Source organism: Micromonospora sp. 15K316 (assembly GCF_004348525.1).
In the GTDB taxonomy this organism is placed as follows: Bacteria; Actinomycetota; Actinomycetes; order Mycobacteriales; family Micromonosporaceae; genus Micromonospora.
In genome coordinates, this window is the sequence record NZ_SMKG01000002.1 from 121,403 (window position 1) to 140,217 (window position 18,815).

The 18,815-nt window shown below is 72.3% G+C and carries 13 protein-coding genes and 1 pseudogene; 12 read left to right on the forward strand and 2 right to left on the reverse strand.

Features of this window, described 5'->3' with window-relative positions:
• On the reverse strand, nucleotides 1-2,664 hold the full coding sequence (locus E1211_RS01375; protein ID WP_243709274.1) for a glucosidase: 2,664 nt from the start codon (nucleotides 2,662-2,664) through the stop codon (nucleotides 1-3).
• A gap of 87 nt (nucleotides 2,665-2,751) precedes the next feature.
• On the opposite strand from E1211_RS01375, the gene E1211_RS01380 reads away from it, so the two are divergent.
• The 7 genes and pseudogenes from E1211_RS01380 (at nucleotide 2,752) to E1211_RS01410 (ending at nucleotide 11,035) form a co-directional block, all read left to right on the forward strand.
• The gene (locus E1211_RS01380; RefSeq protein ID WP_132344490.1) at nucleotides 2,752-4,695 is read left to right on the forward strand and encodes an amylo-alpha-1,6-glucosidase; all 1,944 of its coding nucleotides are present in this window, start codon (nucleotides 2,752-2,754) and stop codon (nucleotides 4,693-4,695) included.
• Nucleotides 4,696-4,832: 137 nt separating this feature from the next.
• Nucleotides 4,833-6,164 carry a glycosyltransferase family 4 protein gene (locus tag E1211_RS01385; protein ID WP_305792189.1) on the forward strand — a complete coding sequence of 444 codons (1,332 nt, stop codon included), beginning with the start codon at nucleotides 4,833-4,835 and terminating at the stop codon, nucleotides 6,162-6,164.
• A 151-nt stretch (nucleotides 6,165-6,315) separates the two neighbouring features.
• Nucleotides 6,316-6,678 (forward strand): annotated as a pseudogene (locus E1211_RS01390) (protein kinase); the annotation flags it as partial.
• A 125-nt stretch (nucleotides 6,679-6,803) separates the two neighbouring features.
• A complete protein-coding gene (locus E1211_RS01395) occupies nucleotides 6,804-8,489 on the forward strand; it encodes a serine/threonine-protein kinase (protein WP_371686106.1) in 1,686 nt (561 codons plus the stop codon).
• Nucleotides 8,490-8,590: 101 nt separating this feature from the next.
• Complete coding sequence (locus E1211_RS01400; protein ID WP_132344492.1) at nucleotides 8,591-9,400, forward strand: metal-dependent hydrolase; 810 nt, start codon at nucleotides 8,591-8,593, stop codon at nucleotides 9,398-9,400.
• A gap of 98 nt (nucleotides 9,401-9,498) precedes the next feature.
• The gene (locus tag E1211_RS01405; protein WP_132344550.1) at nucleotides 9,499-10,383 is read left to right on the forward strand and encodes an amidohydrolase family protein; all 885 of its coding nucleotides are present in this window, start codon (nucleotides 9,499-9,501) and stop codon (nucleotides 10,381-10,383) included.
• 58 nt (nucleotides 10,384-10,441) lie between these two features.
• Complete coding sequence (locus E1211_RS01410; RefSeq protein ID WP_132344494.1) at nucleotides 10,442-11,035, forward strand: hypothetical protein; 594 nt, start codon at nucleotides 10,442-10,444, stop codon at nucleotides 11,033-11,035.
• Nucleotides 11,036-11,049: 14 nt separating this feature from the next.
• On the opposite strand, the gene helR is transcribed toward E1211_RS01410, so the two are convergent.
• Nucleotides 11,050-13,212 carry an RNA polymerase recycling motor ATPase HelR gene (gene helR / locus E1211_RS01415; RefSeq protein ID WP_132344496.1) on the reverse strand — a complete coding sequence of 721 codons (2,163 nt, stop codon included), beginning with the start codon at nucleotides 13,210-13,212 and terminating at the stop codon, nucleotides 11,050-11,052.
• Between the two features lie 456 nt (nucleotides 13,213-13,668).
• Between helR and E1211_RS01420 the strand changes: the two genes are divergently transcribed.
• The 5 genes from E1211_RS01420 to E1211_RS01440 all read left to right on the forward strand — a co-directional run bounded on the left by E1211_RS01420 (nucleotide 13,669) and on the right by E1211_RS01440 (nucleotide 18,815).
• On the forward strand, nucleotides 13,669-14,247 hold the full coding sequence (locus E1211_RS01420; RefSeq protein ID WP_132344498.1) for a TetR/AcrR family transcriptional regulator: 579 nt from the start codon (nucleotides 13,669-13,671) through the stop codon (nucleotides 14,245-14,247).
• 2 nt (nucleotides 14,248-14,249) lie between these two features.
• Entirely contained in the window at nucleotides 14,250-15,089 is an 840-nt protein-coding gene (locus E1211_RS01425; protein ID WP_165947132.1) for an alpha/beta fold hydrolase, read from the forward strand.
• Between the two features lie 244 nt (nucleotides 15,090-15,333).
• Entirely contained in the window at nucleotides 15,334-16,395 is a 1,062-nt protein-coding gene (locus E1211_RS01430) for a LacI family DNA-binding transcriptional regulator (RefSeq protein ID WP_243709283.1), read from the forward strand.
• An 80-nt stretch (nucleotides 16,396-16,475) separates the two neighbouring features.
• Nucleotides 16,476-17,780: an ABC transporter substrate-binding protein gene (locus E1211_RS01435; protein WP_132344504.1), complete on the forward strand. Its 1,305-nt coding sequence runs from the start codon at nucleotides 16,476-16,478 to the stop codon at nucleotides 17,778-17,780.
• Nucleotides 17,781-17,843: 63 nt separating this feature from the next.
• Entirely contained in the window at nucleotides 17,844-18,815 is a 972-nt protein-coding gene (locus E1211_RS01440; RefSeq protein ID WP_132344506.1) for a carbohydrate ABC transporter permease, read from the forward strand.

Here is an 18,815-nt window from a genome sequence, read left to right on the forward strand (position 1 = left end):
TCAGCGACGCAGGGTGAGGATCAGATCGGCGACCAGCGCCGTCCAGCCCGTCTGGTGCCAGGCACCGAGCCCCGCGCCGTTGTCGCCGTGGAAGTACTCCGGGAAGCAGAGCAGGTCCCGCCAGTCCGGATGCGTCTGGAAGAGCTGCGCCGCCCCGTAGATCGGTCGCCGCCCCCAGCCGTCGCGGGTGAAGAGCGAGATCAGCCGGGCGGAGAGGTCGTCGGCGATCTCGCTGAGCGTCCGCTGCACCCCGGAGCGGGTCGGGTACTCGATCCGGAGGTCGTCGCCGTAGAAGGCGGCGTAGTCGCGTACCGCGCTGACCAGCAGGAAGTTGGTCGGCATCCAGATCGGGCCGCGCCAGTTCGAGTTGCCGCCGAAGAGTCCGCTGGTGGATTCGGCCGGCTCGTAGCCGACGCGGAACTCCTGGCCCCCGAGGGTCACCGAGAACGGCTCCGCCAGGTGCGCCCGGGAGAGGGTGCGCAGGCCGTACTCAGAGAGGAACTCGTCGGTGTCCAGCATCCGCGCCAGCAGGGGAACGATCTGCTCCGGGCCGACCATGGAGAGCAGCCGCTGCTGCCGCCCGTCCGGCCCGAGCCGGCGGGCGCCGATCACGTCGGCGTACTCCGGCCGGTTGGTGAGCAGCCAGCGCAGCCGCGCGCCGAGCTCCGGCAGGTGGTCCAGCGTACGGGCGGTCAGCCGGGTGACGGCGGCCAGCGGCAGCAGCCCGACGACGGAGCGGACCTTCAACGGCACCTTGCTGCCGTCGGCGAGCCGCAGCACGTCGTAGAAGAAGGCGTCCTCGTCGTCCCAGAGCCCCTGCTCGTACGCGGCGGCGGCGATGTAGACGAAGTGCTCGAGGAACTTCGTGGCGGTCTCCACCCAGGTCCGGTCGTGCTCGGCCAGGATGATCGCGATGTCGAGCAGGTTGAGCGCGTACATCGCCATCCAGGCCGTGCCGTCGGACTGCTCGAGCACCCCGGCCACCGGCAACGCGGCCGAGCGGTCGAACGGCCCGACGTTGTCCAACCCGAGGAAGCCGCCCTCGAAGACGTTGTCGCCGCCGACGTCCTTGCGGTTGACCCACCAGGTGAAGTTCAGCAGCAGCTTCTGCATCACCCGGGCCAGGAACTCGTGGTCCCGGCTGCCGTCGATCTCGAACACCTTCAGCGCCGCCCAGGCGTGCACCGGCGGGTTCACGTCGCCGAACGCCCACTCGTACGCCGGGATCTGCCCGTTGGGGTGCAGGTACCACTCCCGGAGCAGGAGCAGCAGCTGGGACTTGGCGAAGCCCGGGTCGACCCGGGCGAGGCTGACGCAGTGGAAGGCCAGGTCCCACGCCGCGTACCAGGGGTACTCCCACGGATCGGGCATGGAGATCACGTCGAAGCTGGTCATGTGCCACCACTGGCTGTTGCGCCCGTGCCGGCGCCCCGCCGGTGGCGCCGACGAGGCCGGATCGCCCTCCAGCCACCGTTTGACGTCGAAGTGGTAGAACTGCTTGCTCCACAGCAGGCCGGCGAGGGCCTGCCGCGCGACCAGCGCCTCGTCGGCGGTCGCCGAGGGCGGGATCACCCCGGCGAAGAAGTGGTTCGCCTCGGCCCGCCGGGCCCAGAGCACCGCGTCGAAGCCCGCACCGAGGTCGGCCGCCGGTGGCGGACCGGTGACGGGAGGCGGGGCCGTACGGGTGAGCCGCAGCCGGATCTGCCGCTGCCCGCCGGCCGGGACGTCGAGTACGTAGTGCAGCGCCCCCTTGGTCCCCTCCCGCGCCGGGTTGACGGTGTCCGCACCGTCGACCACGTGGTCGTTGATGCCGTCCTTCGGGTAGCGGGAGCGGCCCGGCAGTCCCCAGAGCCGCTCGGCGTTGGTCTCGTTGTCGCAGAGCAGCGGGGTCGGCGCACCGTCCCCCTCCAGCAGCAGTTGGCCGAGCACCCAGTGCTCGCCGACCAGCCGCGCCCCCTCGCCGGTGATCCTCGGCACCCGGTCCGCGCCGGGCAGCCCCCAGGCCCAGGTGTTACGGAACCAGAGGCTGGGCAGCACGTGCAGGGTGGCCGCCCGGTCACCGCGGTTGGCGACGGTGACCACGAGGCACATGTCGGTGGGTGAGGCCTTCGCGTAGTCGACGGTCACCGCCCAGTACCTGTCGTCGTCGAAGACACCGGTGTCGACCAGCTCGTACTCGGTGTCGTCCCGGCCGCGCAGCGCGTTGACCGCGACCAGCTCGTCGTAGGGGAAGGCGGCCTGCGGGTAGTGGTAGCGCCACCGCATGAAGGAGTGCGTCGGCGTGGAGTCCTCGTACCACCAGTACTCCTTGACGTCCTCGCCGTGGTTGCCGCCGTCGCCGCCGAGGCCGAACATCCGCTCCTTGAGGATCGGGTCCGCGCCGTTCCAGAGCGCCAACGCGAAGCAGAACGTCTGCCGGTCGTCGCAGACGCCGGCCATGCCGTCCTCGTTCCACCGATACGCTCGGGACCGCGCGTGGTCGTGCGGGAAGTAGTCCCAGGCCGTACCGTGCTCGCTGTAGTCCTCCCGCACCGTCCCCCACGCCCGTTCGGACAGATAGGGGCCCCATGCGCGCCAGTCCTGCTCGCCGGCGTCGGCCCGGGCGAGCCGGGTCCGCTCGGCGTCGAGGGCCGGCGCGTCGGAGGGCGAACGGTCAGTGATCATCTGCACATCTTCGACGCCGCCCGGGAACTTGACCACAGGAGCCATTTTCGTCGTGGCGTGTGGCACGCCGCCGCCGGTGGAGGAAAGTTGATCGACATTCGCTTCGGCCCACAGATCTGCGCCGACCTGACCAGCGGGGCGACCCGGGAGTGGCTGGTGCCCGACGGCGTCGGCGGGTACGCGATGGGCACGGTGAGCGGCCTGCGGACCCGCCGCTACCACGGGCTGCTGGTGGTGGCCGGCGACCGGCCCGCGTCCCGGCGGGTGGCCCTGGCCAGCCTCGACCCGGCGGTGCTGCTCCCCTCCGGCGCGCGGGTGCGCCTCGGCGCGCACGAGTGGGCCTCCGGCGCGGTGGATCCGCGCGGGTTCGAGCTGCTGGAGCAGTTCACGCTCGTCGACGGGGTGCCGCGGTGGCGGTGGCGGATCGGCGACGTGGTGATCGAGCGGGAGTTGGCGATGCTGCGCGGCCGTTCGTGCGTGGCCGTGGTGCACCGGCTCGTCTCCGGCGGTCCGGTGCGGCTGGAGCTCGCCGCCGCCTGCACGTGGCGCGACGCGCACGGCGAGCGCCGGGCCGACGGCCCCGCGCTGCGGGTCGAGCCGGTGGCGGGCGGAGCGGTGGTGGAGGGCGCGTTCCGGCTCGCCGGCCCGAACTGGACGCCCGCCGGGCAGTGGTGGTTCGGCGTGCACCACCGTGAGGAGGCGGCGCGCGGGCTCTCCGCGACGGAGGACCTCTGGTACGCGGGCGGCTTCTCCGGCGCGCTGGACCGCCCCGGCGACACGGTGTCGGTGCTGGCCTGGGCCGCGCCGCTGGAGCTCGAACCGATGCCGGCGACCGAGGTGATCGAGGTGGCCCGCCGGCGCAGCCGGCAGGTGGTGGCGCAGGCGAAGCCCGCCGACGACGTCGAGGCGACGCTCGCGCTGGCCGCCGACGCCTTCGTGGTGCGCACCGGCGAGTCGGCCGCGGACGTGGTCGCCGGCTATCCGTGGTTCGGCACCTGGTCGCGGGACACGATGATCTCGTACGAGGGGCTCTTCCTCCGGACCAACCGGGCCGACCTGGGCCGGGCGCTGCTGCGCTCGTACGCGGCGACGCTGTCGGAGGGGATGCTCGCGAACACCGCCGACACGGGTCGGGTGGAGCACAACACGGTCGACGCGACGCTCTGGTTCCTGCACGCGGTCGACCGGCACGTGACGGTCACCGGCGACACCGACCTCGCCGCCGAGCTGCTGCCGGCGCTGCGCGAGGTCGTCGAGGCGCACCTGACCGGCACCCGGTACGGCATCGCCGTCGACCCGGCCGACGGGCTGCTCGCGCAGGGCACCGCCGAGACGGCGCTGACCTGGATGGACGCGCGCGTCTACGGGGTGCCGGTGACGCCCCGCACGGGCAAGCCGGTGGAGGTGAACGCGCTCTGGGTCAACGGGCTGGCCGGGCTCGCCGCGCTGACCGAGGCGACCGGTGGGGACGCCGGGGAGCTGCGGAGGCTGCACGCGCGGGCGGTCACCTCGTTCCGGAAGCGTTTCCCCGGCCCGGGCGGCTGGCTGCACGACGTGGTGGACGCGCCCGCGCCGGCGTACCCGCTGGGCGGGGCGACGTACCACGACGACGACGCGCTGCGCCCCAATCAACTGCTGGCCTGGTCCCTGCCGTACGGGCCGCTGGAGCCGGACGAGCCGGCGCTGCGCCGGATCGCGGCGGCGCTGCTCACCCCGCTCGGTCCGCGTAGCCTCGCGCCGGACGCGCCGGAGTTCACCGGACGGCACCGGGGTGGGCCGGCCGAGCGGGACGGCGCCTACCACCAGGGCACCGTCTGGCCGTGGCTGCTGGGCCCGTACGTGGACGCCGCCCGTCGGGCTGGAATTCCCGTCGATGACATCTTCGTCGCGCTGGAAGCCCACCTCAGCGAGTACGGGTTGGGCTCGGTGAGCGAGACCGCCGACGGCCTGCCACCGCACGCGGCGACGGGCTGCCCGTTCCAGGCCTGGTCGGTGGCCGAACTGCTGCGGGTGAGACGGCCGGGTCGATAGCGCTTTACACGAGCGCAACGAGTGTGTCTCCGCTGGTTATCCCGGCAACGGCAGGATGGGGGTCGATCCCACACGCGGCGGAGACACCGGTTTCGGTGTCGGCCGGCGCGTGCCCGGAGACAACTCAAGGGGGCCGCGTGTCAGCTGACGCCGAAGTGATCGACATCCTGCCCGCCCGGCACCAGAGGGTGCTCATGCTGTCCTGGGAGTACCCGCCGGTCCTCGTCGGCGGCCTCGGCCGGCACGTGCACGCCCTCTCCGTCGCCCTCGCCGCCGCCCGCCACGACGTCACAGTCGTCACCCGCCACGCCGACGGCGCCCCACTCGAGGAGTACGCCGACGGCGTCCGCATCATCCGCGCCGCCGAAGACCCCGTCACCTTCCCCCTGGCCACCAACAGCCTCCTCGCCTGGACCATGGCCTTCAACCACACCCTCACCCGCGCCGCCCTGCGCGCCACCGAAGCCGGCACCTACGACGTCATCCACGCCCACGACTGGCTCGTCGCCCACACCGCCGTCACCCTCGCCGAGCACCTGGCCCTGCCCCTGGTCACCACCATCCACGCCACCGAGGCCGGCCGGCACCAGGGCTGGCTCCCCGAGGAGATGAACCGCACCATCCACGGCGTCGAGCACTGGCTCAGCAACTCCTCGACCCGGGTGATCGCCTGCTCCGGGTACATGCGCGACCAGGTCGCCACCCTCTTCGAGGTGCCGACCGGGCAGATCGACGTGGTGCCCAACGGGGTCGACGACCGTGCCTGGCGGGCCCGGCCGCGGGCGGTCGCCTCGGCCCGGGCCCGGTTCGCCGCCGACGGCCCGCTGGTCGGCTACGCCGGCCGGCTGGTCTACGAGAAGGGCGTGCAGCACCTGGTGCACGCCGTGCCGCGCCTGCGGGAGCGGCACCCCGGGCTGCGGGTGGTGATCGCCGGCGACGGGCCGTACCGCCATGAACTGGAGGAGGAGACCCGCCGGCTCGCGCTCGGGTCCACCGTCCGGTTCACCGGCTTCCTGGACACCACCCAGCTCCCCGCGATGCTGGGCGCGACCGACGCGACAGTCGTGCCCAGCCTCTACGAGCCGTTCGGCATGGTGGCCCTCGAGGCGGCGGCCGCCGGGGCGCCGCTCGCGGTCGCGGCCACCGGCGGGCTCGCCGAGATCGTCGAGCCGGGCGTCACCGGGGTGACCTTCCCGCACAGCGACCCGGAGGCGCTCGCCGGAGCCGTCGACCGGCTCGTCGGCGACGAGGTCTTCGCCCGGCGGGTCGCGCGGGAGGCCCGGAGCATGGTCGGCCGTCGCTACAGCTGGGCCGCCATCGCCGACCGCACCGCGAGCAGCTACCTGGCCGCGCGCCGCGAACACCTGCCGCTCCAGGGCCGCCGCGCCACCACCCGGCTCGGCACGCCCCGGCCACGCATCACCATCCCCGAGGGAAACCTGCTCGCCGCAGGCGGCGCGGCCTGCTGACCGGAGCGTACGACCGATAGGCCGGCTCCGATCCGCTCGCCACGGTGTACTCCGGACAGCCGCGGGAAGGAGCGGGCAGCAGGTGCTGATCGGCGGTCGGTACCGGCTGCTCGGCGAGGTCGGCCGCGAGGGCATGGGCCGGGTGTGGCGTGCCCACGACGAGGTGCTGCACCGCGACGTCAAACCGCGGAACGTGCTCGTCGCGCACGACGGGCGGGTGATGCTCACCGACTTCGGGCTCGCCGTCTTCGACGGTGACGGGTCGATGACCCGCGCCGGTCTGGTGCTCGGCTCACCGCAGTACGTCGCTCCGGAGCGCGCCGCCGAGGGACGCTCCAGCGTCGCGGCGGACCTCTGGTCGCTGGGCGCGACCCTGCACGCCACCGTCGAGGGGCGCGCCCCGTACGCCAGGGACACGGCGATGGCGACGCTGACCGCGCTGGCGACCGCGCCACCGGACCCGGCACCGCACGCCGGGCCGCTCGCGCCGGTGCTGGCCGGGCTGCTCCGCAGACGGTGCCACGGCGTGGGAGTGCCGGTGGGACGCGCCGTACGGCGCGCGGCTGCACGCCGCCCGCCACGCTGACCGATTCCGGCGACTGAGGAAAACCGCCCATGGTGGCTAAGGTGTAACCGGGGGTGACCGAGGGGGACGCGAGTGTGCGGCAGCTGCTGATCGCGGGCCGGTACCGGCTGGTCGACCTGGTCGGCACCGGCGGGATGGGCCGAGTCTGGCAGGCCCGTGACGAGATGCTGCACCGCGACGTGGCGGTCAAGGAAATCGTGCCGCCGGCCTGGCTCGCCGAGGCCGAACGTGAGGACCTGCGCCGGCGTACGCTGCGCGAGGCGCGCACCGCCGCCCGGCTCAACCACCCGAACGTCGTCCGGATCTACGACGTCGTGCACGACCGGGAGAGCCCCTGGATCGTGATGGAGTACGTGCGGTCCCGCTCGGTGGAGCAACTGCTCGCCGCCGACGGTCCCCTGAGTCCGGCGACGACGGCCCGGATCGGCCTGGCGGTGCTGGCCGCGCTGCGCGCCGCGCACTCCGCCGGGGTGCTGCACCGTGACGTCAAGCCACACAACGTGCTGGTCGCCGAGGACGGCCGGGTGGTGTTGACCGACTTCGGTCTGGCCACGTTCACCGGTGGGGACGCGGCCATGACCGGCCCCGGCATGATCCTCGGCTCGCCGCACTTCGTGGCGCCCGAACGCGCCCGCGACGGGGTGTCCGACCCGCGTACCGACCTCTGGTCGCTCGGCGCCACGCTCTACGCGGCGGTCGAGGGCCGCCCCCCGTACGCACGGGACAGCGCGATGGCGACGCTGACCGCGCTGGCCACCGAGCCGCCGGACCCGATGCGCCGGGCCGGTCCGTTGCGCCCGGTCCTCACCGGCCTGCTCCAGCGCGACCCGTGGCGACGGCTGACCGCCACCGAGGCTGAGCCGCTGCTGCGCGCCGCCGCGGCCGCCCCGCCGCAGCCGACCGATCCGCCGCGACCGCCGGAATCCGCCGCCACGTCCGTGGAGACCGCCCCGGAGCCACCGGGCTCGGCGGACGCGCCGCCCTCACCTCCACCGGCGCGGTTCGCACGTTCCGGCCGGGGCGCGCAGCCGGGTCGGCCGGGCGTCGCAGCGGAGGCCGGGGCCGGCCGCGGACGACGTGTCGCACTCGCCTCGGCCGCGGCGACGGTCGTGCTGCTGGCCACTGTCGGAGTCGTCCTGGCCCTCGCCGACCGGAAGGAGCGGCAGGCCGAGCCGTCGGGCGGCGGAGCCGCCGCCAGCCCCACCGCCCCGGCAGCCGCCTTCGCCTGTGCCGTCGCCCCACCGCAGGCGGCCCGCCCTGTCCCGTCGGTGCCACCGCCGTCCGGCGCCCGCTTCCGCCTCGTACCCGGCTGGACCTGGCACACCGACCCGGCCGGGTTCCGGATCGCCGCCCCGGTCGACTGGCTGCACTGGACCGAGGACGCGGTCACCTGCTTCCGGGAGCCCGGCGGCACGCGGGTTCTCAGCGTCGAGTGGAGCGCGGCCCGCGCCGACCCGACCCGCTGGTGGCAGCGCGAGGAGCAACGGCTCACCGGAGGCGGGTCGCTGCCGGGCTACCGCCGGATCGACCTCTCCTCGATGGACATCTTCGCGGGCGGGGCGATCTGGGAGTGCGTCTGGCTCAACGCGGCCGGCGAGCGGATGCACACGGCGCGGCTGCTCGCGAACACCTCCGCCGACCGCGCGTACACCGTCTCATGGTTGACAAAAGAGTTCGACTGGCAGGTCAACGCGACATACTTCGCGATGATCCGGCAGAGCTTCACACCCACCGCATGACCCTTCCTCTGTGGACGGACGGGGGGCTGACGTACGGCCCGGGCCGTTGACTAAAGTGATCTCGCTCTGGCGCTCAAGAACCCTGGGGAGGGTGAGCCGACATGATGGGTCCCTCACACGCGCTGTCGGGCGCGACGGTGTGGCTGGCCGGGTCCTGGGCGCTGGACCAGTTCGCCGACTACCACCAGTCGCCGCTCGCGCTCGCCGTCGGCACCGCCGTCTGCGCGGGTGGCGCGCTCTTCCCGGACCTCGACCTCTCCGGCAAGGTGACGAGCAATCAGGGTGGCGCCACGGTGGCCCGCACCTTCGGCGTGGTCAGCCTCTTCTTCGCCGAGGTGATGGAGAAGATCTCCCTCGGCGTCTACTACGCGACGAAGCTCAGCCGGGACCCGAAGCGCAACAACGGGCACCGGACGCTGACCCACACCATCCCGTTCACGGTGCTGGTCGGTTGGGGCACCACCGCGCTCTGCGCCGCGTACGGCAAGTGGGCCGTCATCGGCGTCCTCTTCTTCACCATCGGTCTGGCCCTGCGCGGCCTCTTCGACAGGTGGGCGGAGCGAGCCGGTTGGGTGATCGTCACCCTCGTGTCGCTGGCGGCGGCCTGGTTCACCTACGCCAACCTGCCGGGCGGTCGGGGCTACCCGCTGATCGGCGTGGCGCTCGGCGTGGGCTGCTTCGTGCACATCCTCGGCGACATGATCACCCGCGCCGGGGTGCCGATCCTCTGGCCCATCCCGATCAAGCGTCGGATGTGGACCATGATCGGCCTGCCCAACAAGATCGCGCTGCGTACCGGCAGCAAGGCCGAGACGGTCGTGCTCCGGGTGGTGATGACCGTCGTCGCGCTGCTCGCCGCGACCGGGCTGGTGGCCCGCCCGGTGCTGCAGCGGTTCGACATCGAGATTTGACCGGTCCCGGCTCCCCGCCGCCCCGCTCCGTGACCACGGGCCGGGCGGCGGACTCGGCTCCGGCGGATTCGCGCGGCGACGAGCAGGTCACGCCGGAGATCGTCGCCGACGACGAAGGTGTTCCCGCGTTCTGGCGCGCGCTCGGCCTGCCCGGCCTCGCCGACGTGCACGTGCACTTCCTGCCGCCGCGGCTGCTGCGCCGCGTCTGGGCGTACTTCGACGCGGCCGGGCCACTGGTCGGCACCGAATGGCCGATCCGCTACCGGTGGGGCGACGCCGAGCGGGTCGCGCATCTGCGCCGGCTCGGGGTGCGGGCGTTCAGCGCGCTGGCGTACGCGCACCGGCCGGGGATGGCCGCCGACCTGAACCGCTGGACCCTCGACTTCGCCCGGGAAACGCCGGGCTGCCTGCCCTCCGCTACCTTCTTCCCCGAGCCGGACGCCGCCCGCTACGCCGAGGAGGCGTTGACGGCCGGCGCCCGGGTGTTCAAGGTGCACGTCCAGGTCGGAGGATTCGCGCCCACCGACCCCGCGCTCGACAGCGTATGGGGGCTGCTCGCCGAGGCCGGCGTACCGGTGGTGGTGCACGCCGGGCACGCCCCGGTGGGCACCACGCACACCGGGCCGGAGCCGTTCGCCGCCCTGCTCGCGCGGCACCCGGCGCTGACCGCGGTGGTGGCGCATCTCGGCGCACCCGACTATCGGGCCTTCCTCGACCTCGCCACGGCGTACGAACGGGTCCGGCTGGACACCACGATGGCGTTCACCCCGTTCTTCGACCGATTCGTGCCGTTCCCGGCCGAGGAGCTGCCCCGGCTCCGGGAGCTGGGGCTCGGCGGCAAGGTGCTGCTCGGCAGCGACTTCCCGAACATCCCCTACCCGTACGCCGAGCAGCTGGCCGGGCTGGCCCGGCTCGACCTGGGCGACGACTGGCTGCGCGCCGTCTGCTGGGGCAACGCCGCCGCCCTCTTCGGCCTGGACTGAGCCCCCGCCCGGCCGCCGACACGGCCCACTGGTGATCCGCTCTGGGACAATGACATGCATGACTGCCGCACGGGGACTGTTCCTCATCGTGACCCTGGGCGTGATCACGATGGTCGGGGCGGTCCTCGCGAACTGGATCCCACGTCCGGCGACGCTGCGGACCCGTTGGGTACTGGCCGCCCTGGCCGGGGTGGTGCTGGTGAGCGCGCTCCTCGGTCTGGTGGCGGAGGGGAGGCAGCAGGCGCTCAACCGGCGGCCGCTGGCGGACTGGGTATCGGACGTGAACGACCGCTGCGCGGCCCACCGACAGCGGACGGACGCCGCCGTCGAGCGCGACCACGCGGCGCGGTCCCAACCGGAGCGGCTCTCCGCCTTGCAGGACCTGGAAGCTGCTCATTCCGACCTGTACAAGGAGGTCAGCGGCCTCGAACTGCCGTCGGATCCGGACGACCGGGACAGGGCGGACAAATGGCTCGACGTGTACGGGGTCCGGCTCGACCGGTTGACAGCCTTTGTGGAACAGCTGCGAGACCTCCTGGAGAAGCCCGGGATGGAAGACGCGACCAGCCTGGATCGGACGGCACAGTCGTACGTCGAGGCGACCACGACCGCGGGGCGCGTGAACGGGACCCTCGGCATCTCGTGTCCTTGACCCCGTGACCGCCGTCAGGAGCTGGTGAGGATGACGAGTTGCCGGGTGGCCCGGGTCATCGCGACGTAGCGGTCGACCGCACCCTGGATGCCCTCCCCGAACTCGTCCGGGTCGACGAGGACGACCAGGTCGAACTCGAGCCCCTTCGACAGCTCCGGGGTCAGCGACCGGACCCGGGGCGTCCCCCGGAACGTGGGATCGCCGATGACGCAGGCGACGCCGTCGCTCCGCCCGGCGAGCCAGGTGTCGAGGATCGAGCCCAGGTCGGCGGTGGACCCGTGTACGACGGGTACGACGCCGCTGCGGACGGAGGTCGGCACGTTGGCGTCCGGGAGCACGGCCCGGATGACCGGCTCGGCCTCCGCCATCACCTCTCGCGGCGTCCGGTAGTTGATGCCGAGCGAGGCCAGGTTGATCCGGTCCAGCCCGACCCGCTCGAGCCGCTGCCGCCAGGACTCGGTGAAGCCGTGTCGGGCCTGGGCGCGGTCCCCGACGATGGTGAAGCTTCGGGACGGGCAGCGCAGCAGCAGCATCTGCCACTGCGCGTCGGTCAGCTCCTGCGCCTCGTCCACGACGATGTGCGCGAACGGGCCGGCGAGCCGGTCCGGTTCGGTGCCGGGCAGCGCGGCCTCGTCGATCAGCGCATCCTGGAGATCCAGTTGGCGCAGGCTCGACAGCACGCCTTCGCCGTCGTCGTAGGTGTGGGCCTCGATCAGCTCCTCGACGACCAGGGCCCGGCGCTGCCGCTCGGCGGCGACCGCGGCGTCGTGCCGACGCTGACGCGCGGACGCCTCGGCGTCGCCGAGCCGCTGCCGGGCCGCGTCGAGGAACGGCAGGTCGGCGACCGTCCAGTCCTGGGCGTTCTCGCGCTGGAGCGTGCGGACCTCGTCGGCGCTGAGCCAGGGGGCGCATCTGCGCAGGTAGGCGGGGACCGACCAGAGGTCTCCGACGAGTTCGGCCGGGTCGAGCAGCGGCCAGGCGCGGTGGAACGCCGCCCGCAGCTCACGGTCGCGCAGCAGCGACCGGCGGACCAGCTCCTCCGGCTCGTCGCCGTCGTACCGGTCCAGCAGGATGGTGAGCAGTTCCGCCCAGATCTCGTCGCGCGCCTCGTTGTGCGGGGTGCCGGGTCCGGGTGCCTGGAACGCCTGGGCCCAGTCGTCGGCGGTCAGCCGGAGGTCGGCGTCGCCGGTCGTGACCGTCATCCCCTTGATCGGCGGCTCCTCGTAGAACCGGACGGCCGCCTCGACCGCCTTCACGAGGTCGGCGGAGGACTTGAGGCGGGCCACCTCCGGGTCACTCTCGGCGGTCGCCGCGGCTCCCTCCGGCACGAGGTCACGGAGGGTGCAGGTCTGCACGTCCTCCTCGCCGAGGTTGGGCAGGACGTCGGCGACGTAGGCCAGGTAGGGCTGGTGCGGGCCGACGAAGAGGACCCCTCCCCGGCGGTGACCGAGCCGGGGATCGGAGTAGCGCAGGTAGGCGGTGCGGTGCAGGGCCACCACTGTCTTCCCCGTGCCCGGGCCACCGTCGACCACGAGCGTGCCGCTCGAACCGGCGCGGATGATGGCGTCCTGGTCGGCCTGGATCGTGCCGAGCACGTCCCGCATCCGGTTCGACCGGCTGCCGCCCAGGCTGGCGATGAAGGCCGACTGGTCGTCGAGCGCGGCGGCGTGCCCCTCGAACCCGTCCGGGGTGAACACCTCGTCCCAGTAGTCGGTGATCCGGCCGTGGCTCCAGCGGTACCTGCGGCGACTCACCAGCCCCATCGGGTTGGCGTGGGTCGCCCCGAAGAACGGTTCGGCGGCGGGAGAGCGCCAGTCGAGCAGGAGCCGGCGACCCGAGCTGTCCGTGAGGCCGTGTCGTCCGATGTAGACGGGCTCGGGGTCGTCCGCGCCGACCATGTGCCCGAGGCACAGGTCCAGTCCGAACCGACGCAGGGCCCGCAGGCGGGCGGTCAACCGGCGAACCTCCTGGTCTCGGTCGGACGCCTGCCGACCCTTGCCGGCCGGCGCCCGGCGCGCGGCGTCGAGGCGCTCGGACAGGTCGGCGAGCACCTGCGCGAGGCTCTCCCCCAGCGCCGCGAAGTGCTGCTCGTCACGTGCGGTCAACGTCGGGTCAGCCTTTGCCGAGAGGCGGTCGGGAAGGTCGAATACGCCGGCAGTTCGCGAATTCAATGTCATCAGTCCGATCTGGGTCGCTCACCGCTCGTCGCGCGCGGCGAGGCATCCGCGCCGCGTTTCCGCAGGTCCTGGTACCGGGCAGCGATTCTGCGGCACGACCCGGGTCTTGCCGCAAGCCCCCCGGTGCGCTATATGTTGAAAGTGGCGGGGAGCAGACCCGCCTTTTTCTCTCTCACTTCCCGCTTCGGATGAGGCTTCCGCATTGGCCGGACGGACCTCGGCGGTGTTCAGGCGTCCGGCACCGTGGGCCGACCGGCAGCCGAGGGCGCGAGCCGATCGCCGCCTGCCCGCCCGGACCGGACGATCACATGCGGCCCTCGAACTCCTCGCCGGTGGCCACCGACCGGGTGACCATCGCGATCCGCTGGCACTCACGGGAAACCCGCTCGCTCCGCACCGTGGCCGACTGCTACCTTAGGGGCCCTAAGTAATTTCTTAATTCGGGAAAGAGGCGGCGTGCCACGGCAGGGTTTGACCAGCGAGCGCGTCTCGGCCGCGGCGGCCGAACTGGCGGACAGCGTCGGCCTGTCGCGGCTGACCGTCGCGGCGGTCGCGCGGCACTTCGGGGTCACGGACGCCGCCCTCTACACGCACGTGCGCAGCCGTGACGCGCTGGTCGAGCAGGTCGCGGTACGGGCCGCCGCCGCGTTCGCCGACCGGCTCGCGCTCGCCGTGGCCGGCCGGTCCGGCCGCCAGGCCCTGGCGGCGTTCGGCGATGCCTGGCGCGCCTTCGCGCGATCCCACCCCGGGCAGTACGCCGCCACCCAATTGCCGTTGCCGCCCGCGGTCGGCACGAATTCGGCAGGCCATCTCCGCCTCATCGAACTGAGCTACGCGATGCTGCGCGGGTACGGGCTCGACGAGCCGGAGCTGACCGACGCCATTCGTTTCGTCCGCAGCACCATCCACGGTTTCGCGAGCCTCGAAATCACCGAGGGATTCGGCCACCCCCGCGATGTCGATGTCTCGTGGAGCAGCATCACCGACGCGATGCACCAGACCTTGCGTAACTGGCCGACCAGAAACAGGGAGTGACAGTGACAACCCCCGAGAGCCACGATCAACACGTCCGGTCAGCGGACGGCACGCGCCTGGTGGTGCGGCGTACGGGCACCGGTGACCCGGTCGTCCTGGTGCACGGGTCGGGAGGTGGCCTGCATTCCTGGGCCGCGGTCGCCGACCTGCTCGCCCCGGACCACGAGGTGTGGCTGCCGGCCCGGCGCGGATACGGGCCGAGCGAGGCTCCGCCCGGGACCAAGTCCTTCGCGGACGACGTCGCCGACCTGACGGCGGTGATCCGGACGGCGAGCGGGCCCACGGGCAGGCCGGTGCACCTCGTCGGCGCCTCCTACGGAGCGACCGCCGCGCTGCACACCGCATCGGCGGCGCCGGGCCGGCTGCGTTCACTCGCCCTCTTCGAGCCTCCGCTCTTCGCGGCCGGGCCGGAGACCGCGCCTCTGCGCGACCGGTACCGCGCGGCCTTCGAGCGCGACGACCCGCGCGCGATGGCCGCGACGCTCAACGAGGTGACCCGGGCCCCGGCCGCGCTCGTCGCGGCTCTCGCCGCCGCGATGGGCGACCAGACCCCCGACCCGGTCGAGGCGAAGCGGTCGGCGGTCGGCTGGCTGCACGATCTCGAAGCGCTCGCCGAGGACAGCACGGAGGTCGGACGCTGGTCGACGGTGGCCGTGCCGACGCTCCTGCTGCAGGGTGCCGACACCTGGGAGCCGATGCCCACCACGATGAACGCCCTCGCGGAGGTGATTCCGCAGGCGCGCCGGGTCATCTGGCCGGGGCAGTCGCACTTCGTGACCAGGACGGCGCCCGACCTCGTGGCGGACGCCCTGCGGCAGTTCTTCGCCGACCTTCCGGCGTAACCGGACACCTTCCGGCGGCGGGACAGGAGGCGGTGTCCCGCCGCCGCGGACGCCGGACCCGGTCGGTCGACCACCCGACCGGCCGCCCTCCCCGGCCGGCGGCCCGGGGACCCGGGCAGGTCACGGCGGGAAAACAACTATTGACGGCGCCGTGAACGTGTCCTACGGTTCCGTCGAAACGGTTAGTCGAAACGCTTCGACAACCGCGTGGGAGCGTGACCAAGGGAGGTGCGCCGTGGCAACCATGCATGACGTCGCGCGCCTCGCCCGGGTCTCGGTCAGCACCGTCTCGTACGTGCTGACCGGAGCGCGCCCCATCTCCCAGGCCACCCGCGACAAGGTGCTCGCGGCCATGGCGACGCTCGACTACCAGCCCAACGCCATGGCGCGCGGCCTGGCCAGCCGGCGCAGCCGGATCGTCGGCCTGCTGATGCCGATGGACGAGCGCGGGCTGGGAGCCACCGAGACTGCCTTCGTGACCGGCGCGGCCGCCGCCGCCAGCGCCGCCGGCTACCACCTGATCCTCTCCCCCGTCGGCGACCTCGACGACCTGCGCCGCCTGGCGAGCCAGCGGATGCTCGACGGCGCCGTGCTGATGGAGGTGCAGGTCGAGGACGAACGGGTCGGCGCGCTCCAGGAGGCCGGCGTGCCGCTGGTGCTGATCGGCCGTACCGGCGACACCACCGGCCTCTCGTACGTCGACATCGACTTCGACCAGACCGTCCGGGAGGCCGTCGCGCACCTGGTCGACCTCGGGCACCGCCGCATCGTCTACGTGAACCACTCGGCGGCGGCCATCACGGCCGGCTACGGGCCGGCCGTACGCACCCGCGACGCCTTCGTCGCCGCGATGAGCGGACACGGTCTGGAACCGGTGATGATCCCGGCGGAGGACAGCGCGGCCGGCGGGCGCGCGGCCCTGACCGCGGCCCTCGCGCAGGCGCCCGACCTGACCGCCGTACTGGTCATGAACGAGAACGCGATCTTCGGGATCCTCGGCGGACTGACCGACCGGGGCCTCGCGGTCCCGCGCGACGTCTCGGTGGTCTCGATGGTGACCTCGACCCAGGTCGCCGAGCTGGCCACCCCGGCGCTGACCGCGATGACCTCCCCCGGCTCGGCGCTGGGACGGATCGCGGTGGAGGCGCTGCTGCGGCACGTGACCGGCACGGGCGACGACAACCACCAGCAGCTGCTGCCGTGCGCGCTGGAGGTCCGGGGCTCGACCGGCCCAGCCGCACGGATGGTCGCCGTGAGCGCCGGCGACCGCGACGACCCGACCGGCTCCGGCCCACCGGGGAGCTGACACACGTCGGCCCGCCGCCGCGCTGCCACGCGACGACGGGCCAGGTAAGTACCGGCACGATACTCACCAGGAGGATAGCAATGAGGCAATTCCGTAGGGTGATCGCCGCAGTGGCGCTGGCCGCCACGGCGGCCACGACTCTCGCCGCGTGCGGCAGCGACGAGGGGGGCGACGGCGGCGACGCCAAGACCCTCAAGCTCTGGCACTACGAGAGCGAGAACAGCGCGATGGGGATCGCCTGGGACCGCGCGATCCAGATCTTCAAGGACGAGCACCCGGGTGTCGAGGTGCAGTTCGAGCGCAAGGCGTTCGAGCAGATCCAGCAGAACGCCGGCATGATCATCAACTCGTCCGAGGGCCCGGACCTGATGGAGTACAACAAGGGCAACGCCACCGCGGGCCTGCTCTCCTCCCAGGGGCTGCTCACCGACCTGAGCGAGGAGGCGACCAAGCGCGGCTGGGACAAGGAGCTCAGCCCCAGCCTGCAGACCACCGCCCGCTACAGCGACAAGGGCGTGATGGGCTCGGGCAACTGGTACGGCGTGCCGAACTACGGCGAGTACGTCATGGTCTATTTCAACAAGGACCTCTTCGACAAGTACGGCGTCAAGGTGCCGACGACGCTCGCCGAGATGACCACGGCGATGGACACCTTCGTCGGCAAGGGCGTCACCCCGCTGGCCGAGGCGGGCGCCGAGTACCCGGCCGGCCAGCTCTTCTACCAGCTGGCGCTCGCCAAGGCCGACCGGAAGTTCGTCGACGACTACCAGCTCTACAAGAACCCGGTGGACTTCAAGGCCGACCCGCTGAAGTACGGCGCGGAGACCTTCGCCGACTGGGTGAACAAGGGCTACGTCGCCAAGGACTCCGCCAGCCTCAAGGCCGAGGACATGGGCACCGCGTTCATCTCCGGCAAGGCCCCGATGATCGTCTCCGGCAGCTGGTGGTACGGCCGGTTCAAGGACGAGATCAAGTTCAACTGGGACTCCTTCCTCTTCCCCGGTAACACGTTCCACGCGGGCTCCTCGGGCAACCTCTGGGTGGTCCCGACCAACAGCAAGGCCAAGAGCCTCGCGTACGACTTCATCGACATCACCCTGCGGCCGGAGATCCAGGAGCTGATCGGCAACAACGGCGGCGTGCCGGTCGCCGCCGACCCGTCGAAGATCACCGACCCGAAGAACAAGAAGCTGATCGAGAACTTCAACGTGATCAGCCAGCAGGACGGCCTGGCCTTCTACCCGGACTGGCCGGTGCCCGGCTACTACGACGTGCTGGTGTCCGGATTCCAGGGTCTGATCAACGGGTCCAAGAAGCCCGACCAGGTACTCGACACGATCGCCAAGCCGTACGCCGACGGCGTCAAGGAGATCACCGGCAAGTGAGACGGCGAGGGGTGGGCGGGCCCGGCACGACCGGTCCGCCCACCCCGCCGGGAAGGATCTCCCATGGCACTCTCCGAGACCGTGGCCGGCCCGGAACGGCCCGCCACCTCCACCGAACCCACCCCGACCGGCCGGAAACGCCGTAGCGGCAACGCCGGGTACTGGCTCTACCTGCTGCCCGGCGCGGTGCTCTTCGTCCTCGTCATCGGCGCGCCCCTGGTCGGCACCCTCTACCTCTCGCTGACCAAGTGGTCCGGCGTCGGCGACCCCACCTTCATCGGCCTGGACAACTACCGCAACCTGCTCCAGGACGAGATCTTCTGGACGTCGTTCAAGAACACCCTCGCGATGATCGTCGCGATGGTCGTGGTGCCGACCCTGCTGGGGCTGGTGCTCGCCGCCGCGCTCTTCGACGTCATCGGCCGGAAGTTCAAGCCGCGCACCGCCGCGGCCCTGCGCGCCGCCTTCTACCTGCCGCAGGTGCTGCCGGTCGTGGTGGCCGGCATCGTCTGGGGTTGGATCCTGCGCCCCGACGGCGCGTTCAACAGCCTGCTCGACGCGATCGGCCTCGGCGCGCTGCGCCACGACTGGCTCGGCGACCCGAACACCGCCATGCCCAGCGTGATGGCGGTGATGATCTGGGTGCAGATCGGCTACCCGGTGGTCGTCTTCATGGCGGCGCTGCAACGGGTCGACCCCGAGCTGTACGAGGCCGCCGAGGTCGACGGCGCCAACTGGTTCCGGCGGTTCCGGGCCATCACCCTGGCACAGATCCGGCCGGAGACCTTCGTGGTGGCGCTGACCTGCACCATCGCGGCGCTGAAGGTGTTCGGCCCGGTGTTCGCGCTGACCCGGGGCGGGCCGGAGAACACGACGAACGTGCCGTCGTACTTCGCCTACTACACGTTCTTCAAGAAGCTCCAGGTCGGCTACGGCTCCGCGATCTCCACAGTGCTCACCCTGATCATCATCGTGGTGGCCGTGGTCTTCATCTGGTTGCAGTACCGCAACGAGCGCCAGGACCGGGGGGTCTGA

Bases quoted from the DNA above. Each gene is read 5' to 3' on its own strand.
- E1211_RS01375 (WP_243709274.1), bottom strand. From the start codon at position 2,664: ATGATCACTGACCGTTCGCCCTCCGACGCGCCGGCCCTCGACGCCGAG.
- E1211_RS01400 (WP_132344492.1), top strand. From the start codon at position 8,591: ATGATGGGTCCCTCACACGCGCTGTCGGGCGCGACGGTGTGGCTGGCC.
- E1211_RS01410 (WP_132344494.1), top strand. From the start codon at position 10,442: ATGACTGCCGCACGGGGACTGTTCCTCATCGTGACCCTGGGCGTGATC.
- helR (WP_132344496.1), bottom strand. From the start codon at position 13,212: ATGACATTGAATTCGCGAACTGCCGGCGTATTCGACCTTCCCGACCGC.
- E1211_RS01430 (WP_243709283.1), top strand. From the start codon at position 15,334: ATGCATGACGTCGCGCGCCTCGCCCGGGTCTCGGTCAGCACCGTCTCG.
- E1211_RS01435 (WP_132344504.1), top strand. From the start codon at position 16,476: ATGAGGCAATTCCGTAGGGTGATCGCCGCAGTGGCGCTGGCCGCCACG.
- E1211_RS01440 (WP_132344506.1), top strand. From the start codon at position 17,844: ATGGCACTCTCCGAGACCGTGGCCGGCCCGGAACGGCCCGCCACCTCC.